Source organism: Corynebacterium intestinale (assembly GCF_023574125.1).
Classification (GTDB): domain Bacteria; phylum Actinomycetota; class Actinomycetes; order Mycobacteriales; family Mycobacteriaceae; genus Corynebacterium; species Corynebacterium hesseae.
Map to the genome: position 1 here is coordinate 88,889 of NZ_JAMKFF010000009.1, position 25,028 is coordinate 113,916.

General features: G+C 62.1%; 34 protein-coding genes. 9 read left to right on the plus strand and 25 right to left on the minus strand.

Going from position 1 to position 25,028, the window contains the following annotated elements:
• Window positions 1-44 precede the first annotated feature (44 nt).
• The 5 genes from rplE to M5J06_RS10245 all read right to left on the minus strand — a co-directional run bounded on the left by rplE (window position 45) and on the right by M5J06_RS10245 (window position 5,102).
• Window positions 45-596, minus strand: a complete 552-nt coding sequence (gene rplE, locus M5J06_RS10225; RefSeq protein ID WP_070521728.1) for a 50S ribosomal protein L5 — start codon at window positions 594-596, stop codon at window positions 45-47.
• 1 nt (window position 597) lies between these two features.
• Window positions 598-912 carry a 50S ribosomal protein L24 gene (rplX, locus tag M5J06_RS10230; protein ID WP_005527724.1) on the minus strand — a complete coding sequence of 105 codons (315 nt, stop codon included), beginning with the start codon at window positions 910-912 and terminating at the stop codon, window positions 598-600.
• A gap of 4 nt (window positions 913-916) precedes the next feature.
• Entirely contained in the window at window positions 917-1,285 is a 369-nt protein-coding gene (gene rplN, locus M5J06_RS10235) for a 50S ribosomal protein L14 (protein ID WP_070521731.1), read from the minus strand.
• A 384-nt stretch (window positions 1,286-1,669) separates the two neighbouring features.
• Window positions 1,670-3,676 carry a sucrose-specific PTS transporter subunit IIBC gene (locus M5J06_RS10240; protein ID WP_250224594.1) on the minus strand — a complete coding sequence of 669 codons (2,007 nt, stop codon included), beginning with the start codon at window positions 3,674-3,676 and terminating at the stop codon, window positions 1,670-1,672.
• Between the two features lie 112 nt (window positions 3,677-3,788).
• Entirely contained in the window at window positions 3,789-5,102 is a 1,314-nt protein-coding gene (locus M5J06_RS10245; protein WP_250224595.1) for a glycoside hydrolase family 32 protein, read from the minus strand.
• Window positions 5,103-5,123: 21 nt separating this feature from the next.
• Between M5J06_RS10245 and M5J06_RS10250 the strand changes: the two genes are divergently transcribed.
• Both M5J06_RS10250 and M5J06_RS10255 read left to right on the plus strand, forming a co-directional pair.
• A complete protein-coding gene (locus tag M5J06_RS10250; RefSeq protein ID WP_070521802.1) occupies window positions 5,124-5,993 on the plus strand; it encodes a carbohydrate kinase family protein in 870 nt (289 codons plus the stop codon).
• Window positions 5,990-6,382: a hypothetical protein gene (locus tag M5J06_RS10255; protein WP_250224596.1), complete on the plus strand. Its 393-nt coding sequence runs from the start codon at window positions 5,990-5,992 to the stop codon at window positions 6,380-6,382. The genes M5J06_RS10250 and M5J06_RS10255 overlap by 4 nt, the downstream gene beginning before the upstream one ends.
• On the opposite strand, the gene M5J06_RS10260 is transcribed toward M5J06_RS10255, so the two are convergent.
• From M5J06_RS10260 to rpsJ, 12 genes are all read right to left on the minus strand, one after another.
• Window positions 6,379-7,101, minus strand: coding sequence for a hypothetical protein (locus M5J06_RS10260; protein WP_250224597.1), 723 nt, complete (start codon window positions 7,099-7,101; stop codon window positions 6,379-6,381). The two genes, M5J06_RS10255 and M5J06_RS10260, sit on opposite strands and share 4 nt — an antisense overlap.
• 188 nt (window positions 7,102-7,289) lie before the next feature.
• Window positions 7,290-7,571 (minus strand): 30S ribosomal protein S17, encoded by a 282-nt coding sequence (gene rpsQ / locus M5J06_RS10265; protein ID WP_070521746.1) that lies wholly within the window; start codon window positions 7,569-7,571, stop codon window positions 7,290-7,292.
• A gap of 2 nt (window positions 7,572-7,573) precedes the next feature.
• On the minus strand, window positions 7,574-7,804 hold the full coding sequence (gene rpmC / locus M5J06_RS10270) for a 50S ribosomal protein L29 (protein ID WP_005276944.1): 231 nt from the start codon (window positions 7,802-7,804) through the stop codon (window positions 7,574-7,576).
• Window positions 7,804-8,220 carry a 50S ribosomal protein L16 gene (gene rplP, locus M5J06_RS10275; RefSeq protein WP_070521748.1) on the minus strand — a complete coding sequence of 139 codons (417 nt, stop codon included), beginning with the start codon at window positions 8,218-8,220 and terminating at the stop codon, window positions 7,804-7,806. The genes rpmC and rplP overlap by 1 nt, the downstream gene beginning before the upstream one ends.
• Before the next feature lie 3 nt (window positions 8,221-8,223).
• Complete coding sequence (rpsC, locus tag M5J06_RS10280) at window positions 8,224-8,970, minus strand: 30S ribosomal protein S3 (RefSeq protein ID WP_070446580.1); 747 nt, start codon at window positions 8,968-8,970, stop codon at window positions 8,224-8,226.
• Window positions 8,970-9,332 (minus strand): 50S ribosomal protein L22, encoded by a 363-nt coding sequence (rplV, locus tag M5J06_RS10285; RefSeq protein WP_010189645.1) that lies wholly within the window; start codon window positions 9,330-9,332, stop codon window positions 8,970-8,972. Before rplV ends, rpsC begins: the two co-directional genes overlap by 1 nt.
• Window positions 9,333-9,335: 3 nt before the next feature.
• The gene (gene rpsS / locus M5J06_RS10290) at window positions 9,336-9,614 is read right to left on the minus strand and encodes a 30S ribosomal protein S19 (RefSeq protein ID WP_010189646.1); all 279 of its coding nucleotides are present in this window, start codon (window positions 9,612-9,614) and stop codon (window positions 9,336-9,338) included.
• Between the two features lie 13 nt (window positions 9,615-9,627).
• Window positions 9,628-10,464, minus strand: a complete 837-nt coding sequence (gene rplB / locus M5J06_RS10295; protein ID WP_070563577.1) for a 50S ribosomal protein L2 — start codon at window positions 10,462-10,464, stop codon at window positions 9,628-9,630.
• A 35-nt stretch (window positions 10,465-10,499) separates the two neighbouring features.
• Window positions 10,500-10,802: a 50S ribosomal protein L23 gene (gene rplW, locus M5J06_RS10300; RefSeq protein WP_070521753.1), complete on the minus strand. Its 303-nt coding sequence runs from the start codon at window positions 10,800-10,802 to the stop codon at window positions 10,500-10,502.
• Entirely contained in the window at window positions 10,802-11,464 is a 663-nt protein-coding gene (gene rplD, locus M5J06_RS10305; RefSeq protein ID WP_010189650.1) for a 50S ribosomal protein L4, read from the minus strand. Before rplD ends, rplW begins: the two co-directional genes overlap by 1 nt.
• On the minus strand, window positions 11,461-12,117 hold the full coding sequence (gene rplC / locus M5J06_RS10310; RefSeq protein ID WP_070521756.1) for a 50S ribosomal protein L3: 657 nt from the start codon (window positions 12,115-12,117) through the stop codon (window positions 11,461-11,463). Before rplC ends, rplD begins: the two co-directional genes overlap by 4 nt.
• Before the next feature lie 35 nt (window positions 12,118-12,152).
• Window positions 12,153-12,458, minus strand: a complete 306-nt coding sequence (gene rpsJ / locus M5J06_RS10315) for a 30S ribosomal protein S10 (RefSeq protein ID WP_003848085.1) — start codon at window positions 12,456-12,458, stop codon at window positions 12,153-12,155.
• Window positions 12,459-13,095: 637 nt separating this feature from the next.
• On the opposite strand from rpsJ, the gene M5J06_RS10320 reads away from it, so the two are divergent.
• From M5J06_RS10320 to M5J06_RS10350, 7 genes are all read left to right on the plus strand, one after another.
• Complete coding sequence (locus tag M5J06_RS10320) at window positions 13,096-13,593, plus strand: Asp23/Gls24 family envelope stress response protein (RefSeq protein ID WP_070521759.1); 498 nt, start codon at window positions 13,096-13,098, stop codon at window positions 13,591-13,593.
• Between the two features lie 52 nt (window positions 13,594-13,645).
• Window positions 13,646-13,900 (plus strand): hypothetical protein, encoded by a 255-nt coding sequence (locus M5J06_RS10325; protein WP_232748445.1) that lies wholly within the window; start codon window positions 13,646-13,648, stop codon window positions 13,898-13,900.
• A gap of 31 nt (window positions 13,901-13,931) precedes the next feature.
• The gene (locus M5J06_RS10330; protein ID WP_010189668.1) at window positions 13,932-14,126 is read left to right on the plus strand and encodes a hypothetical protein; all 195 of its coding nucleotides are present in this window, start codon (window positions 13,932-13,934) and stop codon (window positions 14,124-14,126) included.
• Window positions 14,126-15,028 (plus strand): Asp23/Gls24 family envelope stress response protein, encoded by a 903-nt coding sequence (locus M5J06_RS10335; protein ID WP_250224598.1) that lies wholly within the window; start codon window positions 14,126-14,128, stop codon window positions 15,026-15,028. The genes M5J06_RS10330 and M5J06_RS10335 overlap by 1 nt, the downstream gene beginning before the upstream one ends.
• Complete coding sequence (locus M5J06_RS10340; RefSeq protein ID WP_250224599.1) at window positions 15,021-15,596, plus strand: DUF6286 domain-containing protein; 576 nt, start codon at window positions 15,021-15,023, stop codon at window positions 15,594-15,596. The genes M5J06_RS10335 and M5J06_RS10340 overlap by 8 nt, the downstream gene beginning before the upstream one ends.
• Window positions 15,589-16,155 carry an alkaline shock response membrane anchor protein AmaP gene (locus tag M5J06_RS10345; protein ID WP_250224600.1) on the plus strand — a complete coding sequence of 189 codons (567 nt, stop codon included), beginning with the start codon at window positions 15,589-15,591 and terminating at the stop codon, window positions 16,153-16,155. Before M5J06_RS10340 ends, M5J06_RS10345 begins: the two co-directional genes overlap by 8 nt.
• Before the next feature lie 125 nt (window positions 16,156-16,280).
• Window positions 16,281-17,375, plus strand: a complete 1,095-nt coding sequence (locus M5J06_RS10350) for an HNH endonuclease signature motif containing protein (RefSeq protein ID WP_250224601.1) — start codon at window positions 16,281-16,283, stop codon at window positions 17,373-17,375.
• 229 nt (window positions 17,376-17,604) lie between these two features.
• Here M5J06_RS10350 and M5J06_RS10355 read toward each other — a convergent pair whose 3' ends face one another.
• The 8 genes from M5J06_RS10355 to M5J06_RS10390 all read right to left on the minus strand — a co-directional run bounded on the left by M5J06_RS10355 (window position 17,605) and on the right by M5J06_RS10390 (window position 25,012).
• Window positions 17,605-18,162, minus strand: a complete 558-nt coding sequence (locus M5J06_RS10355; RefSeq protein WP_250224602.1) for a hypothetical protein — start codon at window positions 18,160-18,162, stop codon at window positions 17,605-17,607.
• Window positions 18,159-18,407 (minus strand): hypothetical protein, encoded by a 249-nt coding sequence (locus M5J06_RS10360; RefSeq protein ID WP_250224610.1) that lies wholly within the window; start codon window positions 18,405-18,407, stop codon window positions 18,159-18,161. The genes M5J06_RS10355 and M5J06_RS10360 overlap by 4 nt, the downstream gene beginning before the upstream one ends.
• Before the next feature lie 108 nt (window positions 18,408-18,515).
• Complete coding sequence (gene tuf, locus M5J06_RS10365; protein ID WP_070521778.1) at window positions 18,516-19,706, minus strand: elongation factor Tu; 1,191 nt, start codon at window positions 19,704-19,706, stop codon at window positions 18,516-18,518.
• A 366-nt stretch (window positions 19,707-20,072) separates the two neighbouring features.
• Window positions 20,073-22,202: an elongation factor G gene (gene fusA, locus M5J06_RS10370; protein ID WP_070521781.1), complete on the minus strand. Its 2,130-nt coding sequence runs from the start codon at window positions 22,200-22,202 to the stop codon at window positions 20,073-20,075.
• 310 nt (window positions 22,203-22,512) lie between these two features.
• Window positions 22,513-22,980, minus strand: coding sequence for a 30S ribosomal protein S7 (gene rpsG / locus M5J06_RS10375; protein ID WP_070521784.1), 468 nt, complete (start codon window positions 22,978-22,980; stop codon window positions 22,513-22,515).
• Between the two features lie 6 nt (window positions 22,981-22,986).
• On the minus strand, window positions 22,987-23,358 hold the full coding sequence (gene rpsL / locus M5J06_RS10380) for a 30S ribosomal protein S12 (protein WP_005286791.1): 372 nt from the start codon (window positions 23,356-23,358) through the stop codon (window positions 22,987-22,989).
• 246 nt (window positions 23,359-23,604) lie between these two features.
• The gene (locus M5J06_RS10385; protein ID WP_250224603.1) at window positions 23,605-24,207 is read right to left on the minus strand and encodes an isopentenyl transferase family protein; all 603 of its coding nucleotides are present in this window, start codon (window positions 24,205-24,207) and stop codon (window positions 23,605-23,607) included.
• A 55-nt stretch (window positions 24,208-24,262) separates the two neighbouring features.
• Window positions 24,263-25,012 (minus strand): energy-coupling factor transporter transmembrane component T family protein, encoded by a 750-nt coding sequence (locus M5J06_RS10390; protein WP_250224609.1) that lies wholly within the window; start codon window positions 25,010-25,012, stop codon window positions 24,263-24,265.
• Between the last annotated feature and the right edge of the window lie 16 nt (window positions 25,013-25,028).

Below are 25,028 nucleotides of genomic sequence, written 5' to 3' on the forward strand. Positions count from 1 at the left end.
GGAGCTCCTTCACGGAGCGCCGGGGGAATGATTCAAGCGCTACTTTACTTGAACGGGAAGCCGAGCTCGCGCAGGAGCTTGCGGCCCTCCTCGTCGTTGGTAGCGGTGGTCACGACGGTGATGTCCATACCGCGCGGACGGTCCACCTTGTCGATGTCGATCTCGTAGAACATGGTCTGCTCGGTAAGACCGAAGGTGTAGTTGCCGTGGCCGTCGAACTGCTGGTCGGAGAGACCGCGGAAGTCGCGAATACGCGGCAGCGCGATGGTCAGCAGGCGGTCCAGGAACTCCCACATGCGGTCGCCGCGCAGGGTAACGCGTGCGCCGATGGGCATGCCCTCACGGAGCTTGAAGTTAGCGATGGACTTCTTAGCGCGACGCACCTGCGGCTTCTGGCCGGTGATAGCGGTAAGGTCCTCGAGAGCGCCGTTGATCATCTTGGAGTCGCGGGCAGCGTCGCCCACACCCATATTGACAACGACCTTGGTGACGCCCGGAATCTGCATCACGTTGTCGTACTTGAACTCGTCGTTCAGAGTCTTCTTGATTTCCTCGCGGTAGCGGGTCTTCAGACGCGGAGTGTAGTTCTCGCTCATGTTAGATGTCCTTCCCGTTGCTACGTGCGATGCGGACCTTCTTGCCGTTTTCGTCGAAACGGTAGCCCACGCGGGTCGGGTTGCCCTCGGAGTCAACGATCGCAACGTTGGACACGTGGATCGGAGCTTCCTGGGTAACGATTCCGCCGGACTCGGCGCCACGCTCGGTAGCGGAGTTAGCAACGTGCTTCTTGACGCGGTTGACGCCCTCAACGAGGACCTTGTCGCGCTTCGGGTATGCCTCGATGACCTTGCCCTTCGCGCCCTTGTCCGGGCCCGAAATGACGATCACCATATCGCCCTTATGAATCTTCATAAGATTAGATCACCTCCGGTGCGAGAGAAACGATCTTCATGAAGCGCTTATCACGAAGTTCGCGAGCAACCGGGCCGAAGATGCGGGTACCGCGCGGCTCATTGTCGCCCTTGAGAATAACTGCGGCGTTTTCATCGAATGCGATGTAGGAGCCGTCCGGGCGACGGGTCTCCTTCTTGGCACGGACGATGACGGCCTTGACGACATCGCCTTCCTTCACGTTGCCACCCGGGGTGGCTTCCTTGACAGTGGCAACGACAACGTCACCAATGCCAGCGAAACGTCGAACGGAGCCGCCGAGAACGCGGATGACGAGGAGCTCTCGTGCACCGGAGTTGTCGGCGACGCGCAGACGCGATTCTTGCTGAATCACTATGGGTCTCCTGACCTGGATTAACGTGCGTCAAGATTTCCGTCCTTGACACACCTGGTCTACTTGCTTGCGTGGCATAGGCTGTGCGACGAACTCGCTGTTCACAGCGGTCGAAGGGTCTCGGTGTGGCGATTCGGAAACGCATCGCGCTGCACCGACCGACCATATGCAACCCATACATTCAAGCATGTCCCCCACTGTTTCCCCAAATCGCGCACCCCACTGTTTCCCCGCCCCCACAGAACTTCCCATCCTCCCAAACCCAAATGTGCAGACCCGGAAGTGCAGAGGCGCTGGTGGACGTCGTCAAGCGCACGCGCAGTGCTTGGCGACGACCGTGCTGTACTTCCAGGTCTGCACTTATGGAATCGGCGGACGGAAGCTCTAGGCCTTCTCCGCTGAAGCGGCGGTGGCTGCAGCAGCGGGTTCCGGCTTGGGGTCGACGGTGAGCAGTGCATCGCCGAAGGTGATTTCCGCACCGGTGGCATAGGCTGGGAGGACTGGGCCCGTCTTCTTCGAGTTGGATATCACCACGGGGGTTGTCACCGGGTAGTCCGCCGCCTTGATGGCGGCGATATCGAACTCGCAGAGGAGGTCACCGGCCTTGACCTCATCGCCCTTGGAGACGTGCGAGGTAAAGTGCTCGCCCTTCAGGTTCACGGTGTCGAAACCGATGTGCATGAGGATGTCAACGTTGTTGCCGTCGGCATCTTTTCCACGCACGGCATAGGCGTGCTTGGAGGGGAAGGTGACGGTGATCTTGCCATCAATCGGGGAGACGAGGCGCCCCTCGCTCGGCTCGATGGCCGCGCCCGCGCCCAGCTTGCCGGCGGCAAACATCGGGTCGGAGACCGATTCCAAAGCGATGGCCTTTCCGGCCAGCGGGGAGGCCACGCGGTAGGCATTCGGATCAGCGGTGGCGGCAGGAACCGCCCCGCCCACGTCGGCGCTGGCGGTACCGACCTCATCAGGATCGATGGAGCCGTTCTTGGAGATGAGGTAGCGGCCATATACAAAGGCCACGCCGAAGGAGAGGATGAGGGAGACGAAGGCGCAGATGAAGAACTGCGTGTAATCCTCCGGGCGCATGGAGACGAAGCCGATGAAGCCGGCGGCGCCGAGGGCGGTAGCTTTGACGTCGAGAAGCGCGATGAGCGTCGAGGCCACTGCGGACGCGCCCATGCCGATGTAGAACGGCCAGCGCAGGCGAAGGTTCACACCGAAGATGGCGGGCTCGGTAATGCCGAAGAGCGCGGAAACACCCGAGGCGCCCGACAAGCCCTTGAGCTTCTCCGACTTGGCCAGGAAGTAGACCGCCAAGGCCACGCCACCCTGAGCAATGTTGGCCATGGAGGCCACCGCGAAGATGAAGGAACCGCCCTCATTCCACAGCATCGTCTCAATCGGCGGGAAGGACTGGTGCAGGCCGGTAATGACGATCGGCGAGTAGAACAAACCGAAGATGAAGCCGCCCACCGGGCCGGCGAAGGTGTAAAGGTCGTTGAGCCCAGCACCAAGCATGTCGCCCGCCGTGCGCAGAATAGGACCAACCGCGATGAAGGTGATAAAGCCCGTCACCAGCAACGTGAGCAGCGGGGTGAGCATGAAGTCCACGGTGCCCTTGAGGTGCTTGTGCAGGAATTTCTCAATCGTGGCCAGAATCCACGCGATGACCAGGATCGGCAGGATGGAACCCTGGTAGCCCGCCTGAGCAACATCGAGGCCGAAGATGTTCCAATAGGACATCTCCCCCGCCTCGATGGTCGCGGCCACCTGATAGCCGTTCACCAGGTCCGGCATCACCATGGCCATGGCCATGCCCGCGCCGAGGAACTCGTTGCCGCCGAAGCGCTTGGTGGCGGTGAAGCCCACCAGGATGGGCAGGAAGGCGAACGGCGCGGAAGCCAGGAGGTTGATGAGCCCGGCGACATCCGCCATGGCTGGGAACATCTCGATGACGGATTGCTCGCCGAACAGCCCGTTGGCGGTCAGCACATTGTTGAGCGCCATGAGCAGACCGCCGCCAACCAGAATCGGGATGAGCGGCACGAAGATATCCGCGAGGACCTTCACCGCCCGGGAGAACCAATTGCCGGAGTCGGCGGCGATGTCCTTGAGCTTGTCAGTAGAAACCGCGATATCCTTCGAGGTCATCGCGTTGATCTGGTCGAAGACGATGTTGACATCGCCCGGGCCGACGATGACCTGGAACATGCCCCCGGCCTCAAAGATGCCCTTGAGGTCCGGATCGTTTTCCAGTGCGGCCGTATCGACTTTTTTGCTGTCTTTCAGCACCATGCGCAGGCGGGTGGCGCAGTGCGCGAGCGCCACAATGTTGTCTTCGCCGCCGATTGCTTTGAGTGTTCGCGCCGCGACCTGTTTGTGATCCATACCGGCGTGCCTCCTCGGAGAGTGAGATGAATTAAATAGCTTCACCTCCCATTAGACACGTTACCCAACATAAAGCCAACCATTCGGGCGCAAATATAGGAAAATTCACACCCTACCGGACTTCCCAGCCGCGCCAGGGAGCGTCACCGGCGCCAAAGACTGCCGACGCCCCCGCAATCCGTCCATCGCCCGCAAAGACCTCCACCGCGCAGCCATCAGCGATAAGCTCCAGTGTTCCTGCCGGACACGGCACAACGCGCTCATCCTCGCCAGAGGAGAGTCGCAGCTCTCCCCCGCCGTAAGCTACGAGGAAGGCGGTGGCACCGGAGGCGTCGACAAGCGCATAAGTGCCCTCCCCAGCCTGCAGCGTGGCCACCGAACCGAACCCCTCTCGCGCCGGTCCCGCCGGCACGGACCACAGCGGTGCCTGGCGCAACCAGCCATCCTCCAGCCAGACGCGCCGCGGAAGCGTCAGCGTGTGCACCCAGCCCTGGGCGACAGTCGGGGTGTCATCCTGCGCGGGCAGCCCCATCCAGCCCAGCATGATGGCCTCGCCGTCCCTCTCCACCAGCTGCGGCGCATAGAACTGGTGGCCATAGTCCAGCTCGCTGAAGCCGCGCTCCACGTGGAAAACCGTGCCCTCAAGACGGCCCACGAGGTAGCCGCACTGGTCGGAGGAGGCGTAGTGCGTGGCGCTACCGCGCACGGGATCTAAACCTTGTGGGCAGATGACCAGGACGTCCTTGTCCTCCCCCGTGGCGCGGTCCCGCAGCGTGAGCAGATTCGGGCATTCCCACATGTAGCCGCCCGGCACCAGGTCGGGGCTCAGGCCCGGCTCAGCGCCCGAGGTGTCAAAGGTGAGCGCACCGTCAAAGGACCACTGCGCCAAGTCCGTGGAGCGATAGAGCACCACGTGCCCGGTTTCATCCTCCGCCTGGGCGCCGAGCACCATGCGCCAGCCGTGCTTGTCGCGGGTGATCTGGGGATCGCGGTAATGCCCGGTGAAACCTGGGGCGGGCCCGTCGATGAGCGGGTTCGCTGCGTCGTGCTCGTAGAAGCCGCCTTCTGGGCCGCCGGCATCGACCGCGCGGACGCGGTTCTGCGAGGGAATCCGCACGCCATCGCGCTTGAGGTTGCCGGTATAAAACAGCCAGACATCCTCGCCGTCGAGCACCGCGCCACCGGAATAGCAACCGTGGGCGTCGTGCTCACGGATGGGATAGAGCGCGTCCGGGAAGTGTCGCCAGGGCTTCGGCTCGCTCAGGGAAATCACGGCGTGCCCCCAGCCCGTCTGCTTCGGCGCGTGTGGGAAGCAGGGGTCATGCTGATAGTAAACGTGCAGGTTATCGCCATCAAGGAAGACCCCATTTGGATCGTTAAGGCGACCAGACGGCGGGGAGAGATGGAAGTGCGGACGGTAGTTCATGCTCCCGATAGTATGGGCTCTATGGACATTATGGTGTGTGGCGAAGGCCTCGTTGACCTCGTTCCGCGCGGACGCGGGGGGCTGGCAGATCTCACCCCGGCGTTGGGCGGCGGCCCCTTCAATGTGGCGGTCGCGGCGGGTCGTTTGGGCGCAAGCGTGGGTTTTCAATCGCGGCTTTCGCGGGATGCATTCGGGCAGGCGCTCGTGGAGCGCCTACATAAAGAAGGAGTGGATACCTCGCTCGTGCAGCGCGGTGACGAGCCCACAACGCTGGCGGTCTGCAACATCGGGGAGGACGGCTCGGCCACCTACTCCTTCTATACGGAGGGCACGGCGGACCGGCTGGTGGAGCCTGTGCTTGCTGACGTCCCCTGGGCCTGCTTCGGCACCGTCTCCCTCGCCCTGGAGCCGGGCGCATCCCGCTATGCCGAGCTGCTCCAGGAGCTTGCGGCGCAGGGCACGAAGGTGGCGCTGGATCCGAACATCCGTCCCTTCTTCGCCACCCCGGCGCACCGCGAGTTTTTGTTGTCCTTGCTGCCACACGTCACGCTGTTGAAGCTGAGCGAGGAGGAGGTTGAATTCCTCGGTGAGGACGCACTTTCGCAGGTGCCCGTGGTCGTGACCACGCGTGGCGCCGAAGGTCTGAGCGTGCGCACGGACTCGGTGTCGCTGCAGGTCCCGCCGGTTACGGTGGAGGTGGCGGACACCATCGGCGCGGGCGACACGGTGATGGCCGCGCTCTTAAGACAGTTGGTGGAGCGGGACATTAGCGCTTTGAGCGTCGAGGAGTGGCAGGAGATCCTGCACTTTGCGGCGACGGCCGCAGCCATTACTGTTTCCCGCACGGGCGCGCAGCCGCCCACGCTTTCTGAGGTGGAGGAACTACTATGAGCTATCCCCTGCGCACGACCGGGCTCCACGGCCTGCTCTTCCTCGTGGTGACGGTGTCCTTCATTTTGCCCGTCGTCTTCGGCACGGGCGCGCTTCTGCCGGTGCCAGCTGCGGTGGTGCTGTCGGTGCTGTTGGGTGGCGCCGCGCTTGTCGACGCCTCCTACCACGCCTTCTCCCCCGCCCAGCGCCCCACCCGCGGGCTGCGCGCTATCTCCGCGCTGGGCGCGGTTGCGCTCATCGCGGGCTGGCTGGTGTGGCTCAAGGTCTTTCGCACCGTCGACCTGGCCAGCGCCGCGCCCTACCGCGTCGGCACGTTTCTTCTCGCGGTGGGCGCGGTACTTAGCGTCTTTAGCATCGCTATCGCGCTCACGCACCGGCGGGTGCGCTAAAGAATGTCTGCCGGTATGTAGGGCATGCGCAGCGTGCCCATCGGGACACTCACATCGCTTTGCCAGAATCCGCTCGTGGCATCGATCGGCAAGGTGACCTTCATGCCTTCGTAGCCGTCCCACAAATCCCCACTGCCGACTATTCCGATGCATTCCTGGTTTGCACGAACCTCCACCTCACCCGGCCTGCCGCTCATGCTGCCGCTCAACGTGGTGGGTGCGTCCAAGACCAGGACCCACACCTCTTCCGAGGCATACTCGGGCAAGACGATGCCGGGCTCTCCACCGTCGAGGTCGCCTGCTTTTGCCTTGTGTACGGTACCCGACACGGTAGACGGGACATCGGCAGGATTGCCCTCGCTGCGGACGCGGTCCTTCCGGTACACGCACTTCTCAATGCCGCTGGCGGCGGAGGTGCCCGCGCCGCCTTTATCTACGTCCTGTGCGTTGGACGTCTTCGCGCCTTCAGCCGCGCCAGAATCAGCGGCGCCAGGTGTATAGCCGGCTGGCAGCGTCGGGTTCGGGCCGGCCGCTTCGATGCTCGGTTGTGGCTGCCCGTCCGAATCCGGCTCGGCCTGCGTCGTTGAAACGTCGCCAGTGGATTCCACCGCCGGAGCATCGGCAGCAACAGGAGCAGGCTCCTCCGCGGTGCAACCGACGAGGGCTGCAACAGAGGAAGCGCAGACAAGGGTAAACAGAGAGCGAGAGAACGCGGACATAGAGAGTTTGGCCTTTCAGGAGATGAACGGCCTTACCCTAACACGTTTTCGCAGCTTAATACCCATAACTGGAGACCGTTCCCCTGGCAGGCTGTTGTCTCTGGCGTGCCGGACGCGGAAGCCAAGGGCGCATAAAAATGGCCCCCACGTTCACCGTGGGGGCCACTGATATCGAGGAGGGCTAGATTTTACTTAGCCTTCTCCACGATCTCGACGAGACGGAAGTGCTTGTCCTTGGACAGCGGGCGAGTCTCGGCGATGAGAACGCGGTCGCCGATGCCGGCGGTCTCGTTCTCGTCGTGCGCCTTAACCTTCTTGTTAGTGCGCATAATCTTGCCGTAGAGGGCGTGCTGCTTGCGGTCCTCGAGCTCGACAACGATGGTCTTATCCATCTTGTCAGAGACAACGATGCCGGTGCGGGTCTTGCGAGCGCCCTTTTCCTTCTTAGTGTTCACGTTTGCCTCACTCATGATTAAGCCTCAGCTCCCGGAGCAACGGACAGGCCCAGCTCGCGCTCGCGCAGAACGGTGTAGATGCGGGCGATGTCGCGCTTAACCGTGCCGATGCGGCGGTTGTTGGTCAGCTGGCCAGTGGCCTTCTGGAAACGAAGGTTGAAGAGCTCTTCCTTCGCATCCTTCAGGCGGGTCTCCAGCTCAGCGTTGTCGAGCTCACGGAACTCGTGGGCGGGGGTACCGGTAGCCATTAGAACTGGTCCTCCTTCTTGATGATGCGGACCTTGCACGGAAGCTTCTGGCCAGCGCGGCGCAGAGCCTCGATGGCAACTTCGTCGTTCGGGTAGGTCATCTCGAAGAGGATGCGGCCCGGCTTAACGTTGGCAACCCACTTCTCGACGGGACCCTTACCGGAACCCATACGCACGCCGAGCGGCTTCTGGGTCAGGGGGCGGTCCGGGAAGATGTTGATCCACACCTTGCCACCGCGCTTAACGTGGCGGTTGATGGCAATACGTGCGGCCTCAATCTGGCGGTTGGTGATGTACGCCGGCTCAAGAGCCTGGATGGCGTAGTCACCGAAGTTGATGCGGTTACCGCCCTTGGACACACCCGAGCGGGTCGGGCGGTGCTGGCGACGGTACTTGACGCGCTTAGGAATCAGCATGGATTAGCCCTCCTGCTTCTGCTGTGCGCGCTGACGACGCTGGCCGCCACGGCGCGAGCGACCGTTACGGTCACCGCGGCCACGGCCCTGCGCCGGAGCGTTCAGTTCGGACTCGCGCACGCCACCGACAACGTCACCCTTGTAGATCCACACCTTGATGCCGATGCGGCCGAAGGTGGTGTGGGCCTCTGCGGTGCCGTAGTCGATTTCGGCGCGAAGAGTGTGCAGCGGAACGCGACCCTCGTGGTAGCGCTCAACGCGAGACATTTCTGCACCGCCCAGGCGGCCGGACAGCAGAATCTTGATGCCCTTGACCTGCGGCTGGCGCATAGCGGACTGGATAGCCTTGCGCATTGCACGACGGAATGCGACACGGTTAACCAGCTGCTCCGCGATGGACTGCGCAACCAGGGTTGCGTTGGCGTCGACCTGCTTGACCTCGAGAATGTTGAGGGCAACCATCTTGCCGGTGAGCTTCTCCAGCTCGCGGCGGATGCGGTCAGCCTCAGCGCCGCGGCGGCCAATCACGATGCCCGGGCGGGCGGTGTGAATGTCCACGCGGACGCGGTCGCGGGTGCGCTCGATGACGACGTCGGCAATGCCGGCGCGGTCGAGGCCCTTCTCCAAATACTCGCGGATCTTGATGTCTTCGGCTACGTAGTTTGCGTAGTCCTTATCGGCGTACCAGTGGGTCTTCCAGTCGGAAGTGATGCCCAAACGTAGGCCGTGAGGATGGATCTTCTGGCCCATTACTTGGCCCCTTCCTTCTGGCTCTCGACAACCACGGTGATGTGGCTGGTGCGCTTACGAATCATGAATGCGCGGCCCTGTGCGCGCGGCTGGAAACGACGCATGGTCGGACCCTCGTTGGCGTATGCCTCGGAGATGACCAGGGTGCGCGGATCCAGGCCAAAGTTGTTCTCAGCGTTGGCAGCTGCGGATGCAACGACCTTGGCGACCGGCTCAGCGGCGCCCTGCGGAGCGTACTTCAGGATTGCAAGTGCCTCGGCTACGGACTTACCGCGGACCAAGTCGATGACGCGGCGTGCCTTCATCGGGGTAACGCGGACGTAGCGAGCCGTTGCGGATGCGGAGGTGATGGTGTCACTCATCGCTTATCGACGTCCCTTCTTGTCGTCCTTGACGTGACCCTTAAAGGTCTTGGTGGGTGCGAACTCACCGAGCTTGTGACCAACCATGGAGTCCTCGACGAACACCGGCACATGCTTGCGGCCGTCGTGGACGGCGAAGGTGTGACCGATGAAATCGGGCAGGATGGTGGAGCGGCGAGACCAGGTCTTGATGACCTGCTTGGTGCCGGCCTCGTTCTGAGCATCAACCTTGTTGAGGAGGTGCTCATCGACGAACGGGCCCTTCTTAAGGCTGCGTGGCATTGTTTACCTCCTCTTAGCGCTTCTTGTTCGGGCGACGACGGCGCACGATCATATTGTTCGAGTAACGGTTCGGGTTGCGGGTGCGGCCTTCCTTGTGGCCCCACGGCGACACCGGGTGGCGACCACCCGAGGTCTTACCCTCACCACCACCGTGCGGGTGGTCGACCGGGTTCATAACGACACCGCGGACGGTCGGGCGGACGCCCTTCCAGCGCATACGGCCGGCCTTGCCCCAGCGGATGTTCATCTGGTCAGCGTTGCCAACCTCACCGACGGTGGCGCGGCAACGGATGTCGACGCGACGGATCTCAGAGGACGGCATACGCAGGATGGCGTACTTGCCCTCCTTACCCAGCAGCTGGATGGAGGCACCAGCGGAGCGAGCCAGCTTAGCGCCAGCGCCCGGCTTGAGCTCCACAGCGTGGATGGTGGTACCGGTCGGGATGTTGCGCAGCGGCAGGTTGTTGCCAACCTTGATATCTGCGTTCGCACCAGCCTCAACGATGGCGCCCTGCTTCAGGCCCTTCGGGGCGATGATGTAGCGCTTCTCGCCGTCTGCGTAGTGCAGGAGGGCGATGTTAGCGGTACGGTTCGGGTCGTACTCAATGTGAGCGACCTTTGCAGGGATGCCGTCCTTGTCGGTACGACGGAAGTCGATGAGACGGTAACGGCGCTTGTGGCCACCGCCGATGTGGCGGGTGGTGATGCGGCCGTAGTTGTTACGACCACCAGTCTTGCTCAGCGGGCGCAGCAGGGACTTCTCCGGGGTCGAGCGAGTGATTTCCTCGAACTCGGACACGGAGGATGCGCGGCGACCCGGAGTTGTCGGCTTGTACTTACGAATAGCCATAATTCTTCCTTTTCCTTTCGGCTCTTCGGTGGGGCTTAAGCGCCTGCGCCGAAGACGTCGATGGAGTCGCTGCCTTCACGGAGCGTCACGTAGGCGCGCTTGGTGGACTTACGCTGACCGAAACCGGTGCGGGTGCGCTTGCGCTTACCTGCACGGTTCACGGTGTTCACGGAAGCAACCTGCACGCCGAAGATCTGCTCGACGGCATCTTTAATCTGGGTCTTGTTGGAGTCCGTGGAGACGTAGAACGTGTACACGTTCTGCTCCATGAGGCCGTAGGACTTCTCGGACACAACCGGTGCGATGATGACGTCGCGCGGGTTAGCGAGCTTAGCCATTACTTCTCCTCCTTAGCTTCCTCGGCAGCGCCGGTAGCGCGCTCGACGAAGGTGTGCAGAGCCTCAACGGAGAACACAACGTCGTCCGAGTAGAGGACGTCGTAGGTGTTCAGCTGACCGGCGTCCAGGATCTGGACGTTCGGCAGGTTGTTGGCGCTGCGGCGAGCATTGATGTCCTCGCGGCCGATGACCAGAAGAACGTTCTTGCGGTCGGTGAGGCGCTCGATGAAGGCCTTGGCCTGCTTGGTGGACGGGGTCTGGCCCGGGACGAGCTCCTCAATGACGTGGATGCGCTCGTTACGTGCACGGTCAGACAGTGCGCCGTAGAGAGCAGCCTTGATCATGCGCTTCGGGGTGCGCTGGGAGTAGTCACGCGGGACCGGGCCATGCACGGTGCCGCCGCCGGTGTAGTGCGGAGCACGGATGGAACCCTGGCGGGCGCGGCCGGTGCCCTTCTGGCGGAACGGCTTGCGACCACCACCGCGGACCTCGCCGCGGGTCTTGGTCTTGTGGGTACCCTGACGAGCGGCAGCGAGCTGTGCGTTGACAACCTGGTGCATCAGAGCAATGGATGCCTCGGTGTCAAAGAGCTCGGCCGGCAACTCAACGGTGCCGTTGGTCTTACCGTCAGCGGTCTGGACGTCTAGCTTGAGGTTGCTCATGCGTGTGCACCGCCCTTCACTGCGGTCTTAACGGTGACGAGGCCACCGCGCGCACCCGGGATAGCACCCTTGATGAGCAGCAGGTTGGACTCGGCATCAATCTTCTGAATCTTCAGGTTCTGGGTGGTCACGCGGTCCTGGCCCATGCGGCCAGCCATGCGCTTACCCTTGAAGACGCGGCCCGGGAACGAAGCGCCACCGATGCCACCAACGCGGCGGTGAGCAGCCTGGTTACCGTGAGCAGCGCCCTGGCCTGCGAAGCCGTGGCGCTTCATGGCGCCAGCGTAGCCGTGACCCTTGGTGGTGCCGGTGACGTCAACGAAGGTCACGCCCTCGAAGATGTCCACCTTGACCTCCTGGCCGACCTCGTATGCGGAGGTATCGTCCATGCGGATCTCAGCGACGTAGCGGCGCGGGGTCACGCCAGCCTTCTTGAAGTGACCAGCGGCCGGCTTGTTGGCCTTGCGCGGGTCCTTCTCGCCGAAGGCAATCTGGATGGCGTTGTAGCCATCGGTTTCCTTGGTACGGATCTGGGTAACCACGCACGGGCCAGCCTCGACGACGGTCACCGGCACAACGCGGTTCTCCTCGTCGAAGACCTGGGTCATGCCGAGCTTGGTGCCCAGAATTCCCTTGATCTCGTTTTCACTCATTGTTTGTTCTCCACCAAATACGTTGTGTCGATCGCTTACTGAATATTCACGTCGACGCTTGCCGGAAGGTCGATGCGCATCAGGGCGTCAACGGTCTTCGGGGTCGGGTCGAGAATGTCGATGAGGCGCTTGTGAGTGCGCATCTCGAAGTGCTCGCGAGAGTCCTTGTACTTGTGCGGAGAACGAATAACGGCGTATACGTTCTTCTCGGTTGGGAGCGGCACCGGGCCGACAACACGAGCACCCGTACGGGTAACGGTCTCGACGATCTTCTTAGCAGAAGCGTCGATGGCCTCGTGGTCGTAGGCCTTCAGCCGAATGCGGATTTTTTGTCCCGCCACGCTTATCCTCTTCCTCGCTTCCCCACTTTCACATACCCGGCCTATCCGGGGCGTGAAGCGGTGGGAAATTGCTTCTCGATTTCTCTATAACGTTGTCCGGGCTGGAAGCCATGGCTCAACGCCAGTTGTCTGACTGTCATGACGACCACGAGAGTGACTTAAGGCAAAGCCCAGAGTGCAGTGCTCGTGACGGGGTACAAGACCCGTAGTCAAAGTAAATAGGAAGAAGACTGGGGCGTTAGATCTCAACGATCCGCAACCAAAGTCTTATTCATATACTGCCGCTGTTTATTTGCCATGCCCCTTCTCCGGTCCATCTTCTCGGGTTGTCTCTGCTCAAGCGCGGACCTAGCCCGATCGGATGACCTTCGCGTGCAGCTCTGGAATGAACTCCACAACAAAGGTGTCATGTTCGCCTTACCAGCAACAACGCCCTACAAGCTTGCGCCTGCGGCTACGTTGCTGTGTTAAAGCAACCCCTGTATTTAAGCACGTAACCTCGCGTTTTCCAAACTCCTGCCGAAACAGTGGGTAACATCACGTTTTGGGCAAGGATTGCCTCCCCGCCGCCCCACGTTATGCGTTCGGCGATAAGCTCGTGACGTAGGTACCAACTACACAATGAAAAGGATTGAGCATGGCTGAGAACACCACCCCCAAGGACGTTGCCGAGCAGAACACTCAGGCTGGCGACGCCACCCCGGCACCCGCACCGGAGCGCAACAAGAACCTGGAGACCGACTTCGGCACCACCCGCATCGATGACGTCGTCGTGTCCAAGATCGCCGGAATCGCCGCCCGCGAGGTCTCCGGTGTCGCTGCCCTCGGTGGCGGCGGCGCCCGCATGATGGGTTCTATCCGCGAATCCTTCGGTGCTTCCGAGGACGTGCGCCAGGGCGTCACCGTCGAGGTGAACAACGGCACCGCTTCCATTGATATCGCCATCATCGCCGAGTACGGCGTGGCCATCCACGAGCTCGCCGAGGCCATCCGCCGCAACATCATGAATGCGGTCGAGCGCATGACCGGCCTGAGCGTGGACCGCGTTGACGTCGTCGTCCACGACGTCAAGCTGCCGAAGGAAGAGCAGGATTCCACCGAGTCAGCCCCGGCGGTTACCCAGGGCCAGGCATAACGTGGCCCCTGCCGAGCTGACCCCCTCCATCGCGCAGTCCATAGTGGCGGCGGTGACGGATCTGAGGGGCGTCGCCAAGCTCTCGCCCGGCCGGTTCGGGGAGGTCGCGCTCCTGTTTCCCGGTGAGCGCATACGCGGCATCCGCCGCCCCACCCCGCAGGATGACACGCACCTGGAGCTGCACGTCGTCGTTGATGTCAGCGCCGGCGTTCCGCTCGCCGAGCTTGGTGCCGCCACCCGCACCACCGTCCGCAACACCTGGCCCGCGGCGCGCCGCGTGGACGTTGTCTTCGACGACGCGGTGTAGAGGAACCGACACACAGAACTAAAGGAAAACCATGAAGAACTACACCTCCCTCGGCGTGATTGCCGGCTTGGTTCTGGCCTTTTTCATCTACCTCGGCGTGTGGTACGTCGCGCTGGCGGTGCTGCTCGCCGCGGTCGGCGGCGTCATCGGCGCGCATTTCGACGGCCGCATTGACCTCACCGCGGTGTGGAAGGGCGTGGTCGGCCAGGATAGAGGCCGAGGCTAGTGAGCACCGATTCCACCGGGGTCGCCCTCGCCGGGCGGACCCGCTTTTCCCTGCGTGCGATGGAAAAGGTCATTAACTCCGCCATTGCGAGCGTGCCGGGAACCGCGGCTGTCGACGCTAAGTTAGCCGGCCTCGCCGGCCGCGCCTTTCCGCGCGTGATGGCGCAGATGGACCCGGATACACAGATGGTGGCGGTCGACGTCGACATCGCTGTGTACTGGCCCTCCCCCGTCACCGCAGTGGCGAAGGCCGTCCGCACGGCGATTCGGGAAGCCGTCCGCGATTTCACGGGTTTTCGTACCACCCGCGTCAACGTGACGGTCGCCGGCGCGGTCGCGGGCGAGCGCACGACCGCACTGGCGGTCGACACCCGCGCGCCGCTAACCCCGCAGATTCCCGCGATTGTTCCGGAACGTGCCCTGAAGCCTGTTGAGGTCTCACCGCACGCAAAGGTTCACCAGGTTGCGGTCCCCTCACCGGTGTCGGTGCGTGCGGTGGCGGTGCCGGAGGCGGTAAAAGTGAGGGGCGTCGGCAAGCAGGCGGACGTTGAAGTACGCACGGAAGGTTTCGGCCCTGGCGAGCACCGCTACGACGAGCTGCGCCCCGTTCGCACAGCCCCGCCGCAGCCGCTGCGCGCTGTCGCCGCCCCCGCGCCCGTGGACGTCCGTTCCGTACCGGCTCCGCGGGGATTCGCGCTGCGCCGCGTTGAGGCTCCCCGCCCCGTCCAGCCGCGGCGGGTTCAGGTCCCGCAGGCTGCTCCCCTGCGCACCCCGCACGCCGAGCCGCTCCAGCTACGCCCCATTGAGATTCGGCCTTCCGCCGTGTTCACACGCCGGGTCGACATTCCACGGCCGATGCCGCTGCGTGCCATCACTATCCGCGAAGGAGTCCATCATGAGTGAGAGCGCCCTTCCCGTTGGCTTTGGCCAGCGCCCAAAGGCATCCCCGCCGGCGCGCGGGTGGACCATCATCGTCGGCATCCTGCTGCTCGCCGCGGCCGTCGTCGCGGGGCACGAAGCCTGGGTCGTGGGTGCCAAGGAGGGCGGTGTCTCGTGGCTACAGCCATTCATCGACGTGATGTCCACGCCGACTGTCGCCACCTGGATGCTGGTCGCCGGGGGCGTCGCCATCGTCGTCGGGTTGATTCTGCTGTGGGCGGCGTGCGCGCCGCGGAAGGCAATGCACGTGCAAATTGGGTCTGAGGACGCGTCGATGTGGCTGCGCGCGGTGGATATTGCCCGCCTGGCGTCGGCGACGGCGCGGCGGGTGCCGGGAACTGTGGCGGCGCGGAGTCGGGCGAAGATTTCACAAGGCCGCTCTCAGATCACGGTGACCGCGACGGGCGATACTGACGACGCCCAGCTCAAGGCCCGCGTCACTGAAGCCGTAACGGCGGCGCTTGCGGCGATTACCCCACCCCCAGACATCACCGTGGTGATTGAAAATGATGAGGAGGTTGCCAATGTCTAAGACGCTCGCAGGTATAGACCGCACGATTCTCGCTGTCTTGGGGCTCCTGCTCATTGCGTTGGGCGCGTGGCCGATTCTTATACACTTCGAGGTCCCCTTCGCCACATATTTGGCGTCCTGGGTGGACCACGATACGTGGGCTGGCTTGCCGGAACAGACCTGGTGGCCGTATGCGCTGTGCTTGGCGACGATCATCTGCAGCCTCGCCGGCCTGTGGCTCGTCATTAGCAACCTGCGGCACCATCGGTTTAACTCGGTACCCTCTGATGCCTCCGATGAGGAAGGCGCGATTAAAACGGAGATGTCTGCGATTGCGGGTGCGGTGGCGGATACCCTCGCGGCGGTAGAGGGCGTTGAGAAGGTTTCGCGGCTCGTGGCCTACGACCGCTCGCGGCCGACGCTGCAGTATGAAGTGTTGGCGGATCCTGATACGCCCTTGCTGCGTATCAAGGACGCCATCGAGGTCAATGACAGTGACTTCCGCGCAGCATTTCCGGGCATGGATGTTGATACGCGGTACAAGGTCCACTTCACGAAGGTGCAGTCCGCCTCAGCGTAGCGCGCGCGTTGAGCATTCAAGCCCCTCACCCGAGGGGCTTTTCTCGTACCAGCCCCATTACCCCTCACAAGGAATTTTGTCCCTCCGGTTGCGGGGCCCACGGTGCTGTTTTAGTCTTTGTGCCCATGGGGGATATCGAAACCTACATCCGCCTACGCAACTCGGGGATTGCGCTGGTGGAACACATACCTGGCTCACCCGATGAGCTTCGCGCGCTCGGCGCTTCTGCTTCCGATGCCGCTGAGCTTGCAAACCTTAACCAGGTTTATTTCGGGCCCACCCGATTTAGCGGCAAACAACGCAAAGCCCGCCACGCAGCACTTCAACAACGCCACAGCCTCGGCACCCTGGCACTGATTGAAACCTACACCGCAAAAGTCAAGAAAACCCTCGACGCCTGGAACCTCAGAATCAAACTCGCCGCCACACCCGCACACCGCATCCCCACCGTCGCCGCCACACGACTGAAAGAACTCCGCTCCAAACGCATAGCCAAACCAGGCGTGCGCATCACCTACCGGGAACAAGGCCCCAACACACTCTCCATAACCGACGATGCCACCACGATCGCCAACATGCGCGGCGTACTCGAATCCACCAACACCGACCTGCTTCAAGCCGCCAACGACATCTTCTTCAAAGAAAGCACCGGTTCCAAACCAGCGGTGCGCACCCAAGTCATCGTCACGTTGAACGAGCTCGACCAGATCATTAACGGCGACGGGGACGAAATAGAGCTCAACCTGACCAACGGCGGGCGCATGACCGGGGCAGAATTCCTCACCCACAAATTCGCCGAAATAGGCTATGCCACCATCGTGCACCCCATTGAAGGACCCATCGACACCTTCCGGCTAGAGCGTGGAGCAAACTTCAAACAGCGCCTTACCCTGCACGCTGAATTCCACACCTGTTCTAGACCAGGCTGCAATAAGCCGGCAGACTACTGCCAAGTCCATCACCTCATCCCCTGGCAGGCAGGCGGCTACACCAACATTAAAAACCTGACCTTCCTATGCGCCTACCACAACGGCATTAACGACGATGACCCACAAAGGCCTACCGGGCGCGGCTACATGTACCGGCTCAACACCGGGGTCAGCTTCATCCCACCCTGGGGCACACCAATCACCGCAATGCCCGAATACCAAGAAGCACTAGCCAGACTCAACGCCGAACAAGCAGGACAACCACCAGACCCACCACCCGACAGCAGCTAACAACCACAGCCACCACACGCAGCAACGGCAGAAAGGAAACAGCTAACCACCAGTGACAACACTGCCACCCGCGGACCACATCAAGGCACGCGGGCAAATCGGCGATCCTTGAGCACGATTCACGTGCTGCCCGCTGAGGGTTAAGCCCTTAAAGAACGAAACCCGCCAACCGGATGAAGGTTGACGGGCACGTCGGTGATCCCTAGTCGCGGTCCACGTAAAGACAGGGCTACTCGGAGGAGCTCCACGGCTCAGACTCCGCGAGGATGAGTTCCTTTATGGTGCCGAACGCGTGCATGGTGCCGCGTGAGAGGTGGACACGGAAAGGTTTTCCGACTTCGCCCTCCTCGATGCGGTGCCAGGAGAAGTCGGTTCGGACAAGCTCTCGATTCTTGCGCTCGATGATGTGCAGGCCGTGGTCGAGGAGGATTGTTTCCGCGTCGGTGCGGATGAACCACACGCGGTCCCCCACGCTTCGGCGCTTGAGGCCTGACAGGGCTCGATGGTCCTCGCGCAGGCGGGTGACGGACTCGACAACACCGAAGCGGTGCTCAAATCCCTCGGCATCAGCTATGACGAGCAGCCGGCCTGGACCGACAGGCCGCAGCGCAGAAACTCGCCAAGCCACCGGCTGCCCGAGCTGGCCATCCTTAGACACGGGGCGTACAACCGCCACACAATCGGACGGAGAAGTGGGCTCGATGTTCGCCCGGTGTTGAGTCGGGGCTGGTGCGGTGGACGGCTGCGTCGAGGTGGATGCGGTGGGCACCTGAGGAACCAACGTCACCCGGTGCGTGGGTGTGATGACGAGCCAGAGGCCTTCGGAGACGAGGTTGGTGCGAGAGGCACGAGCGGTGGGTGGACGGCAGCCATGGACTCCAAGCGGGCCGTAAGTTCGGCGTCAGGCACGCCCCAGCCGTACCCTTCAGCCGCCAGCATGCCGAACAGGGTTCCCAAAGGAAGATCCGGCTGACCTTCCCACGCAGCGCGCAAGGCAGCGAGGGTGCGGTCAATGCGGGTTGGGTCAAACATGATACTTAAGCCTAGTAGGCCCGCGATCACCAAAGCCGCCCAACCCCAACAGGGATTGAGCGGCTTTCAGACCTGCTAATCAGGAAAGGCCTTTAGCCTTAGCGAGAATTAGTCGAGGATCTTGGTAACGCGGCCAGCGCCGACGGTGCGGGAGCCCTCGCGGATAGCGAAGCGCAGGCCCTCGTCCATAGCGACCGGCTGGATGAGCTCTACGGACATCTCAACGTTGTCGCCCGGCATAACCATCTCGGTGCCCTCAGGCAGCTTGATGACGCCGGTAACGTCGGTGGTGCGGAAGTAGAACTGCGGACGGTAGTTGTCCATGAACGGGGTGTGGCGGCCGCCCTCTTCCTTCTTCAGGACGTAGACGGAACCCTCGAACTTGGTGTGCGGGGTGTAAGCGCCCGGCTTGATGACAACCTGGCCACGCTCGACGTCCTCACGCTTGGTACCACGCAGAAGCAGACCACAGTTGTCGCCAGCCTCGGTGTAGTCCATCATCTTGCGGAACATCTCGATACCGGTAACGGTGGTGGAGGTAGCCTTGTCGCGGATACCGATGATCTCAACGTCCTCGTTGACGTTCAGGGAACCACGCTCAACACGGCCGGTAACAACGGTACCGCGGCCGGTAATGGTGAAGATGTCCTCGATCGGCATCAGGAACGGCTTGTCCAGCTCGCGCTCCGGATCCGGGATGGAGTCATCGCAAGCCTGCATCAGGTCAACGATGGACTGTGCCCACTTCTCGTCACCCTCGAGAGCCTTGAGAGCGGAGATGTGAACGATCGGAGCTTCCTCGTCGTAGTCCTGCTCGGCGAGCAGCTCGCGGATCTCCATCTCGACGAGCTCGATGATTTCCTCATCGTCAACCATGTCGCACTTGTTCAGTGCAACGAGGATGTACGGAACGCCAACCTGGCGAGCGAGGAGCACGTGCTCACGGGTCTGCGGCATCGGGCCATCGGTTGCAGCAACAACCAGGATGGCACCGTCCATCTGAGCAGCGCCGGTAATCATGTTCTTGATGTAGTCGGCGTGGCCCGGGGCGTCCACGTGTGCGTAGTGGCGCTTCGGGGTGGAGTACTCAACGTGGGAGATGTTGATGGTAATACCGCGCTCCTTCTCCTCAGGAGCCTTGTCGATCATGTCGAAGGCGAAAGCGGTGTTCTCCTCCGGGTAAGCGTCAGCCAGAACCTTGGTGATCGCTGCGGTGGTGGTGGTCTTGCCGTGGTCGACGTGTCCGATGGTGCCGATGTTCACATGCGGCTTCGTACGCTCGAACTTCTCCTTTGCCACTGTTTGTCCTCCTGGACTCTATGGCGGCTACGTATTTCGCAGCCACGTGGTTTGTATTGCCATTGGCACTTCGAGCCGAAGCTCATAAGCGCTAATGACGCTTTCTTACGTGCCAGTTACACGATCCTAGATTTATGCCGCAGTTTTTTCAAACTGCCCAAATAGGAGGTAACCCCGCCCATCAGGTGCGGACGTTGACCCTCGACAAGAATCAATTTAAAGGATCCTGGGAGGGTAACGGCCGGCTCAACGCGCAAAATGTTTACGCACTCAGCGGACCGCTACCTCCCCAGCGCTGGGGCTGGTGCCTACTGGCGAAGACTACCAGCCCCACAAGGTAGAGAGTCCATCGGACCCCCTTAAACCTTAGGCCTTGGCGCCGGTGCGCTCCTCGATGATGGCCTGTGCCACGGAGGACGGAACCTCAGCGTAGGAATCGAAGACCATGGTGAAGTTTGCACGGCCTGCGGTGGAAGAACGCAGGTCGCCGATGTAGCCGAACATCTCGGACAGCGGAACCTTAGCCTTAACCACCTTCGCGCCGGAGCGATCCTCCATGGCGAAGACCTGGCCACGACGGGAGGAGATGTCACCGTTGACGGTGCCCATGTACTCCTCCGGGGTCACGACCTCAACGGCCATGATCGGCTCGAGCAGAACCGGCTTTGCCTTGGCGACGGCCTCCTTAAGGACCTGAGAACCGGCCAGCTTGAAGGCCATCTCAGAGGAGTCGACGTCGTGGTAAGCGCCGTCCTCAAGGGTGGCCTTGATGTTCACCAGCGGGAAGCCAGCGACGAAGCCGTACTGCATAGCATCCTGGATACCAGCGTCGACGGACGGGATGTACTCCTTCGGAACGCGGCCACCGGTGACGGCGTTCTCGAACTTGTAGGTTGCGGACTCGCCCTCTTCCAGCTCTTCCGGATCCGGGTTGTACGGCTCGATGGTGACGATGACCTTTGCGAACTGACCGGAACCACCAGTCTGCTTCTTGTGGGTATAGTCCAGGGACTCGACCTTCTTGCGGATGGTCTCGCGGTAGGCAACCTGCGGGTTACCGATGTTTGCCTCAACCTTGAACTCGCGCTTCATGCGGTCCACCAGGACGTCGAGGTGGAGCTCGCCCATACCGCCGATAACGGTCTGGCCGGTCTCTTCGTCGAGCTCGACGGTGAAGGTCGGGTCCTCGGCAGCCAGCTTCTGAATAGCGGTACCCAGCTTCTCCTGGTCGGCCTTGGTCTTCGGCTCGATGGAGACCTTGATAACCGGGTCCGGGAAGTCCATGGACTCCAGGATGATCTGGTTGTCCTTGTCACACAGGGTGTCACCGGTGGTGGTTTCCTTCAGACCAATGACGGCGTAGATGTTGCCGGCATCCGCCTGCTCCACCGGATTCTCCTTGTTGGCGTGCATCTGGAACAGCTTGCCGATGCGCTCCTTCTTACCCTTGGTGGAGTTCATAACCTCGGTGCCCGGCAGAACCTGGCCGGAGTACACGCGGGTGAAGGTCAGCTGACCGAAGAACGGGTGAGCAGCAATCTTGAAGGCCAGTGCGGAGAACGGGGACTCCACGGACGGCTTACGGGTGATGACCTCATCCTCGTTGCCCACAGCGTGGCCGGTGATCTCACCGACGTCGAGCGGGTTCGGGAGGTATGCCACGACGGCGTCGAGAAGCGGCTGGATGCCCTTGTTGCGGTAAGCGGTACCACACAGGACCGGGTAAATCTCAGAGGCGACGGTCATCTTGCGGATGGCACCCTGGATTTCTTCCTTGGTCAGCTCCTCGCCACCGAAGTACTTCTCCATGAGGGCCTCGTCGGACTCAGCAACGGCCTCGAGCAGCTTCTCGCGGTACTCCTCGGCCTTCTCCTGCAGGTCGGCCGGGATCTCCTCGATGGTGGGCTCAGCGCCGGTCTCGACCTTGCCGCGCCAGGTCACGGCCTGCATGTCGATGAGGTCGACGACGCCGTCGAAGTCATCCTCAGCGCCGATCGGCAGCTGCAGAACCAACGGCTTAGCGCCGAGGCGGTCGATGATGGTCTGGACGGTGAAGTAGAAGTCCGCACCCATCTTGTCCATCTTGTTGACGAAGCAGATACGCGGAACGTCGTACTTAGCGGCCTGACGCCACACCTGCTCGGACTGCGGCTCCACACCCTCCTTACCGTCGAAGACGGCAACAGCACCATCAAGAACACGCAGGGAGCGCTCAACCTCAACGGTGAAGTCAACGTGGCCCGGGGTGTCGATGATGTTGATCTGGTTGTTCTTCCAGAAACAGGTAACGGCGGCGGACGTAATGGTGATGCCGCGCTCCTTCTCCTGCTCCATCCAGTCGGTGGTGGAAGCACCGTCGTGGGTCTCGCCGACCTTACGGTTGATGCCGGTGTAGAAGAGAATACGCTCAGTCGTAGTGGTCTTACCAGCATCGATGTGAGCCATGATGCCGATGTTGCGGACCTTGTTCAGGTCCTTAAGCACTTGTTGTGCCACAGTAAATACCCCAACTTAATTGTCGTCGACGCCCGAGCCAGCTTGTGACCGACTCACATAAAATGACGTCTTCATGGATAGGTCTTGGTCTATTTTGCCACGTCCAGGCTTTCGCGTCAGCGTGAGGTCGCAGGGCTTTAAGCCCTACGCCATAAAAAATGGCCCAAACAACGCTATTAAGGTTTAGATTCCGCACCGACTAGCGTGCGCTGCTCCGCCGAAGGGAGCGCGTGCACGCACTGTCAGCGCAGGTAAACGATGATATCGCTGTTCGAGCCATAATGCCGTGTGGCGGGTTATACCGCAGGTATTACCAGCGGTAGTGGGCGAAGGCGCGGTTGGCCTCAGCCATCTTGTGAGTATCCTCACGACGCTTAACGGAAGCGCCCAGGCCGTTAGATGCATCGAGGATCTCGTTTGCGAGGCGCTCGATCATGGTGTTCTCACGACGCTGGCGGGTGAAGGTCACCAGCCAACGCAGAGCCAGGGTGTTGGAACGGGCCGGCTTAACCTCAACCGGGACCTGGTAGGTAGCGCCACCGACACGGCGGGAGCGAACCTCGAGGTCCGGGCGGATGTTGCCCAGGGCCTTCTCCAGGGTGCCGACCGGATCGGTGCCGGTCTTCTCGCGGCAAGCCTCGAGAGCACCGTAGACGATGCGCTCAGCGGTGGACTTCTTGCCGTCCTGGAGGATCTTGTTGACGAGCATGGTGACCTGCTCGGAGTTGTAAACCGGGTCCTTAACTACAGGACGCTTCGGTGCAGCATTCTTACGCATTGTTGATTACTGTCCCTTCTTTGCGCCGTAGCGGGAACGAGCCTGCTTACGGTCCTTCACGCCCTGGGTATCCAGTGCGCCGCGGATAATCTTGTAGCGAACACCCGGGAGGTCCTTCACACGACCACCGCGGACGAGCACCATGGAGTGCTCCTGCAGGTTGTGGCCCTCGCCCGGAATGTAGGCGGAAACCTCGATACCGGAGGTCAGGCGCACACGGGCAACCTTACGCAGAGCCGAGTTCGGCTTCTTCGGGGTGGTGGTGTACACGCGGGTGCACACGCCACGGCGCTGCGGGGAGCCCTTCAGGGCGGCCGTAGCAACCTTGGCCTTCTTGTCGTGGCGGCCCTTGCGGACCAGCTGCTGAATAGTTGGCATAAATCTAGTCTTTCTCTATGACTTCGGCTTGAACTGACCGCTTGACTCGCCCAAACATGCAAAAATAGGGGCTCTTCTCCGGGGCCCTACCGCATGTCCAGAACGCTCCTCAACCAGAGTCTGGCTGAGATATCGATCAGACTTTTCATCCATAAAGATGAAACCTTGGACAGACTACCACCAGCGCGCTGATCTGCCCAAATCCCCGATTAGGCGGCCTCATGTGTCAACCACAACCGGTGCGGACTAGTGCCACTCCCAGGTCAAGTCCGCCTCTACTGCGCGCTCGGCGAAATGCTCTTTTTCCTGCCGCTCCCACGTTTCGAACCACTCTTCATAACCGGGGTCACGCTCGAGGGCGCGCTCGCGGCGCTTCTCGCGTGGGCCGTCGATGCGCACGGTCACCACGGAGCCACGCTGCTTGGCGACGTCCACGGTGGCCCCAGTGACTGAACCCACGCCCTCGACGATCAGATCATCGCGCTCATCCACGCTGGCCCAATCCTTCGGCGCGTTGGCCTCCCAATCCCAACGCCAGTACCCCGGATTGTTTTCCCGCAGCACTTGCTCCGCCACCATGGCGGAGCCTTCTTCCAACCCGTGCCACCCAGGGTAGAACTCGTCCAGGTGGACTACCCGCCACCCAGTACGCTCCGCCAGGGCCGCAGCGGTCCAGGTCTTGCCGGCGCCGGAGGGGCCGTCGATAAGCACGGTGACCGGGCGCATCGGGCGCTTGCGCGCTGCCGCGAGCGACAGCACATCGTTTAAGAGCCTGTCCATCTCCGCGGCGTGAGTTTGGGCAGTGTCCTTACCGCCTTCCCGATGGTCCGTGCGGTCCGTGTCCTGCATGTGTTCTTTCACCACTTCTGGGTACGTCTAGCGTGCAGCGTTGCGAGAGTTCGTCCTAGAGTCCGAAGAATCTCCAGGACCCACTGAGAACCGAAACTACCACCGGAAGCGCCGCGAGGCCCGCTCCCACCGCCATGGCCAGCCAGTCCCGCGCGACTAGGCGGGAGGGCCGCGCCCACGTGCGCTGGCCACCGCCCGGCGGGGTGCGGCCAAACCCGCGCGCCTCCATCGCCGTGGCCAGCTTGCCTCCGCGGCGCAGGGCTAACACCAACAAGCCGAAGGACATGGTGATGAGGTGTTTGATGCGGCCTTCGTCGCTCAGCCCACGCGCACGCCGCGCCATGGCCAGGTACTGCCAGTCTGATTTAAAGAGCGTCATCATGCGCACCCCGGCCACCGCCCCAATGACGAACCGAGAGGGCAGCTTGAGGATTTGGGAGAGGGCGTCACCAAGCTCCGTCGGGTCAATATCCCGCGCCAACACCACCATGGGCAGCGCCACCGCCAGCACGCGCAGGGTGATGGCGAGGGCCAGCTCCAGCGAGTTATCCGTGACCGTCATCAGCCACCAGCTGAAATACTCCCGCCCACCGGGCTCCCCGTACAGCAGCATCGAGATTCCAGACAGCGGCGCGATGAGAAACAGGAACCACCCTGCCTTAAACAACCGCGTCCACGACACCCCACACAGCGGCGCGAAGAGCAGCGTCATTCCCAAGGACACGGCCGCGGAGACCCAATCCACGGAGAGCAACAAGGGCGTCACCCACACGAACATCAGGAAGATGCGCGATAGCGGATTCATCCCGCGCAAAAGATTT

Bases quoted from the DNA above. Each gene is read 5' to 3' on its own strand.
- rplE (WP_070521728.1), bottom strand. From the start codon at position 596: ATGAGCGAGAACTACACTCCGCGTCTGAAGACCCGCTACCGCGAGGAA.
- rplX (WP_005527724.1), bottom strand. From the start codon at position 912: ATGAAGATTCATAAGGGCGATATGGTGATCGTCATTTCGGGCCCGGAC.
- M5J06_RS10240 (WP_250224594.1), bottom strand. From the start codon at position 3,676: ATGGATCACAAACAGGTCGCGGCGCGAACACTCAAAGCAATCGGCGGC.
- M5J06_RS10245 (WP_250224595.1), bottom strand. From the start codon at position 5,102: ATGAACTACCGTCCGCACTTCCATCTCTCCCCGCCGTCTGGTCGCCTT.
- M5J06_RS10250 (WP_070521802.1), top strand. From the start codon at position 5,124: ATGGACATTATGGTGTGTGGCGAAGGCCTCGTTGACCTCGTTCCGCGC.
- M5J06_RS10255 (WP_250224596.1), top strand. From the start codon at position 5,990: ATGAGCTATCCCCTGCGCACGACCGGGCTCCACGGCCTGCTCTTCCTC.
- M5J06_RS10260 (WP_250224597.1), bottom strand. From the start codon at position 7,101: ATGTCCGCGTTCTCTCGCTCTCTGTTTACCCTTGTCTGCGCTTCCTCT.
- rpsQ (WP_070521746.1), bottom strand. From the start codon at position 7,571: ATGAGTGAGGCAAACGTGAACACTAAGAAGGAAAAGGGCGCTCGCAAG.
- rpmC (WP_005276944.1), bottom strand. From the start codon at position 7,804: ATGGCTACCGGTACCCCCGCCCACGAGTTCCGTGAGCTCGACAACGCT.
- rplP (WP_070521748.1), bottom strand. From the start codon at position 8,220: ATGCTGATTCCTAAGCGCGTCAAGTACCGTCGCCAGCACCGCCCGACC.
- rpsC (WP_070446580.1), bottom strand. From the start codon at position 8,970: ATGGGCCAGAAGATCCATCCTCACGGCCTACGTTTGGGCATCACTTCC.
- rplV (WP_010189645.1), bottom strand. From the start codon at position 9,332: ATGAGTGACACCATCACCTCCGCATCCGCAACGGCTCGCTACGTCCGC.
- rpsS (WP_010189646.1), bottom strand. From the start codon at position 9,614: ATGCCACGCAGCCTTAAGAAGGGCCCGTTCGTCGATGAGCACCTCCTC.
- rplB (WP_070563577.1), bottom strand. From the start codon at position 10,464: ATGGCTATTCGTAAGTACAAGCCGACAACTCCGGGTCGCCGCGCATCC.
- rplW (WP_070521753.1), bottom strand. From the start codon at position 10,802: ATGGCTAAGCTCGCTAACCCGCGCGACGTCATCATCGCACCGGTTGTG.
- rplD (WP_010189650.1), bottom strand. From the start codon at position 11,464: ATGAGCAACCTCAAGCTAGACGTCCAGACCGCTGACGGTAAGACCAAC.
- rplC (WP_070521756.1), bottom strand. From the start codon at position 12,117: ATGAGTGAAAACGAGATCAAGGGAATTCTGGGCACCAAGCTCGGCATG.
- M5J06_RS10320 (WP_070521759.1), top strand. From the start codon at position 13,096: ATGGCTGAGAACACCACCCCCAAGGACGTTGCCGAGCAGAACACTCAG.
- M5J06_RS10330 (WP_010189668.1), top strand. From the start codon at position 13,932: ATGAAGAACTACACCTCCCTCGGCGTGATTGCCGGCTTGGTTCTGGCC.
- M5J06_RS10340 (WP_250224599.1), top strand. From the start codon at position 15,021: ATGAGTGAGAGCGCCCTTCCCGTTGGCTTTGGCCAGCGCCCAAAGGCA.
- M5J06_RS10345 (WP_250224600.1), top strand. From the start codon at position 15,589: ATGTCTAAGACGCTCGCAGGTATAGACCGCACGATTCTCGCTGTCTTG.
- M5J06_RS10350 (WP_250224601.1), top strand. From the start codon at position 16,281: ATGGGGGATATCGAAACCTACATCCGCCTACGCAACTCGGGGATTGCG.
- M5J06_RS10360 (WP_250224610.1), bottom strand. From the start codon at position 18,407: ATGTTTGACCCAACCCGCATTGACCGCACCCTCGCTGCCTTGCGCGCT.
- rpsG (WP_070521784.1), bottom strand. From the start codon at position 22,980: ATGCGTAAGAATGCTGCACCGAAGCGTCCTGTAGTTAAGGACCCGGTT.
- rpsL (WP_005286791.1), bottom strand. From the start codon at position 23,358: ATGCCAACTATTCAGCAGCTGGTCCGCAAGGGCCGCCACGACAAGAAG.
- M5J06_RS10385 (WP_250224603.1), bottom strand. From the start codon at position 24,207: ATGCAGGACACGGACCGCACGGACCATCGGGAAGGCGGTAAGGACACT.
- M5J06_RS10390 (WP_250224609.1), bottom strand. From the start codon at position 25,012: ATGAATCCGCTATCGCGCATCTTCCTGATGTTCGTGTGGGTGACGCCC.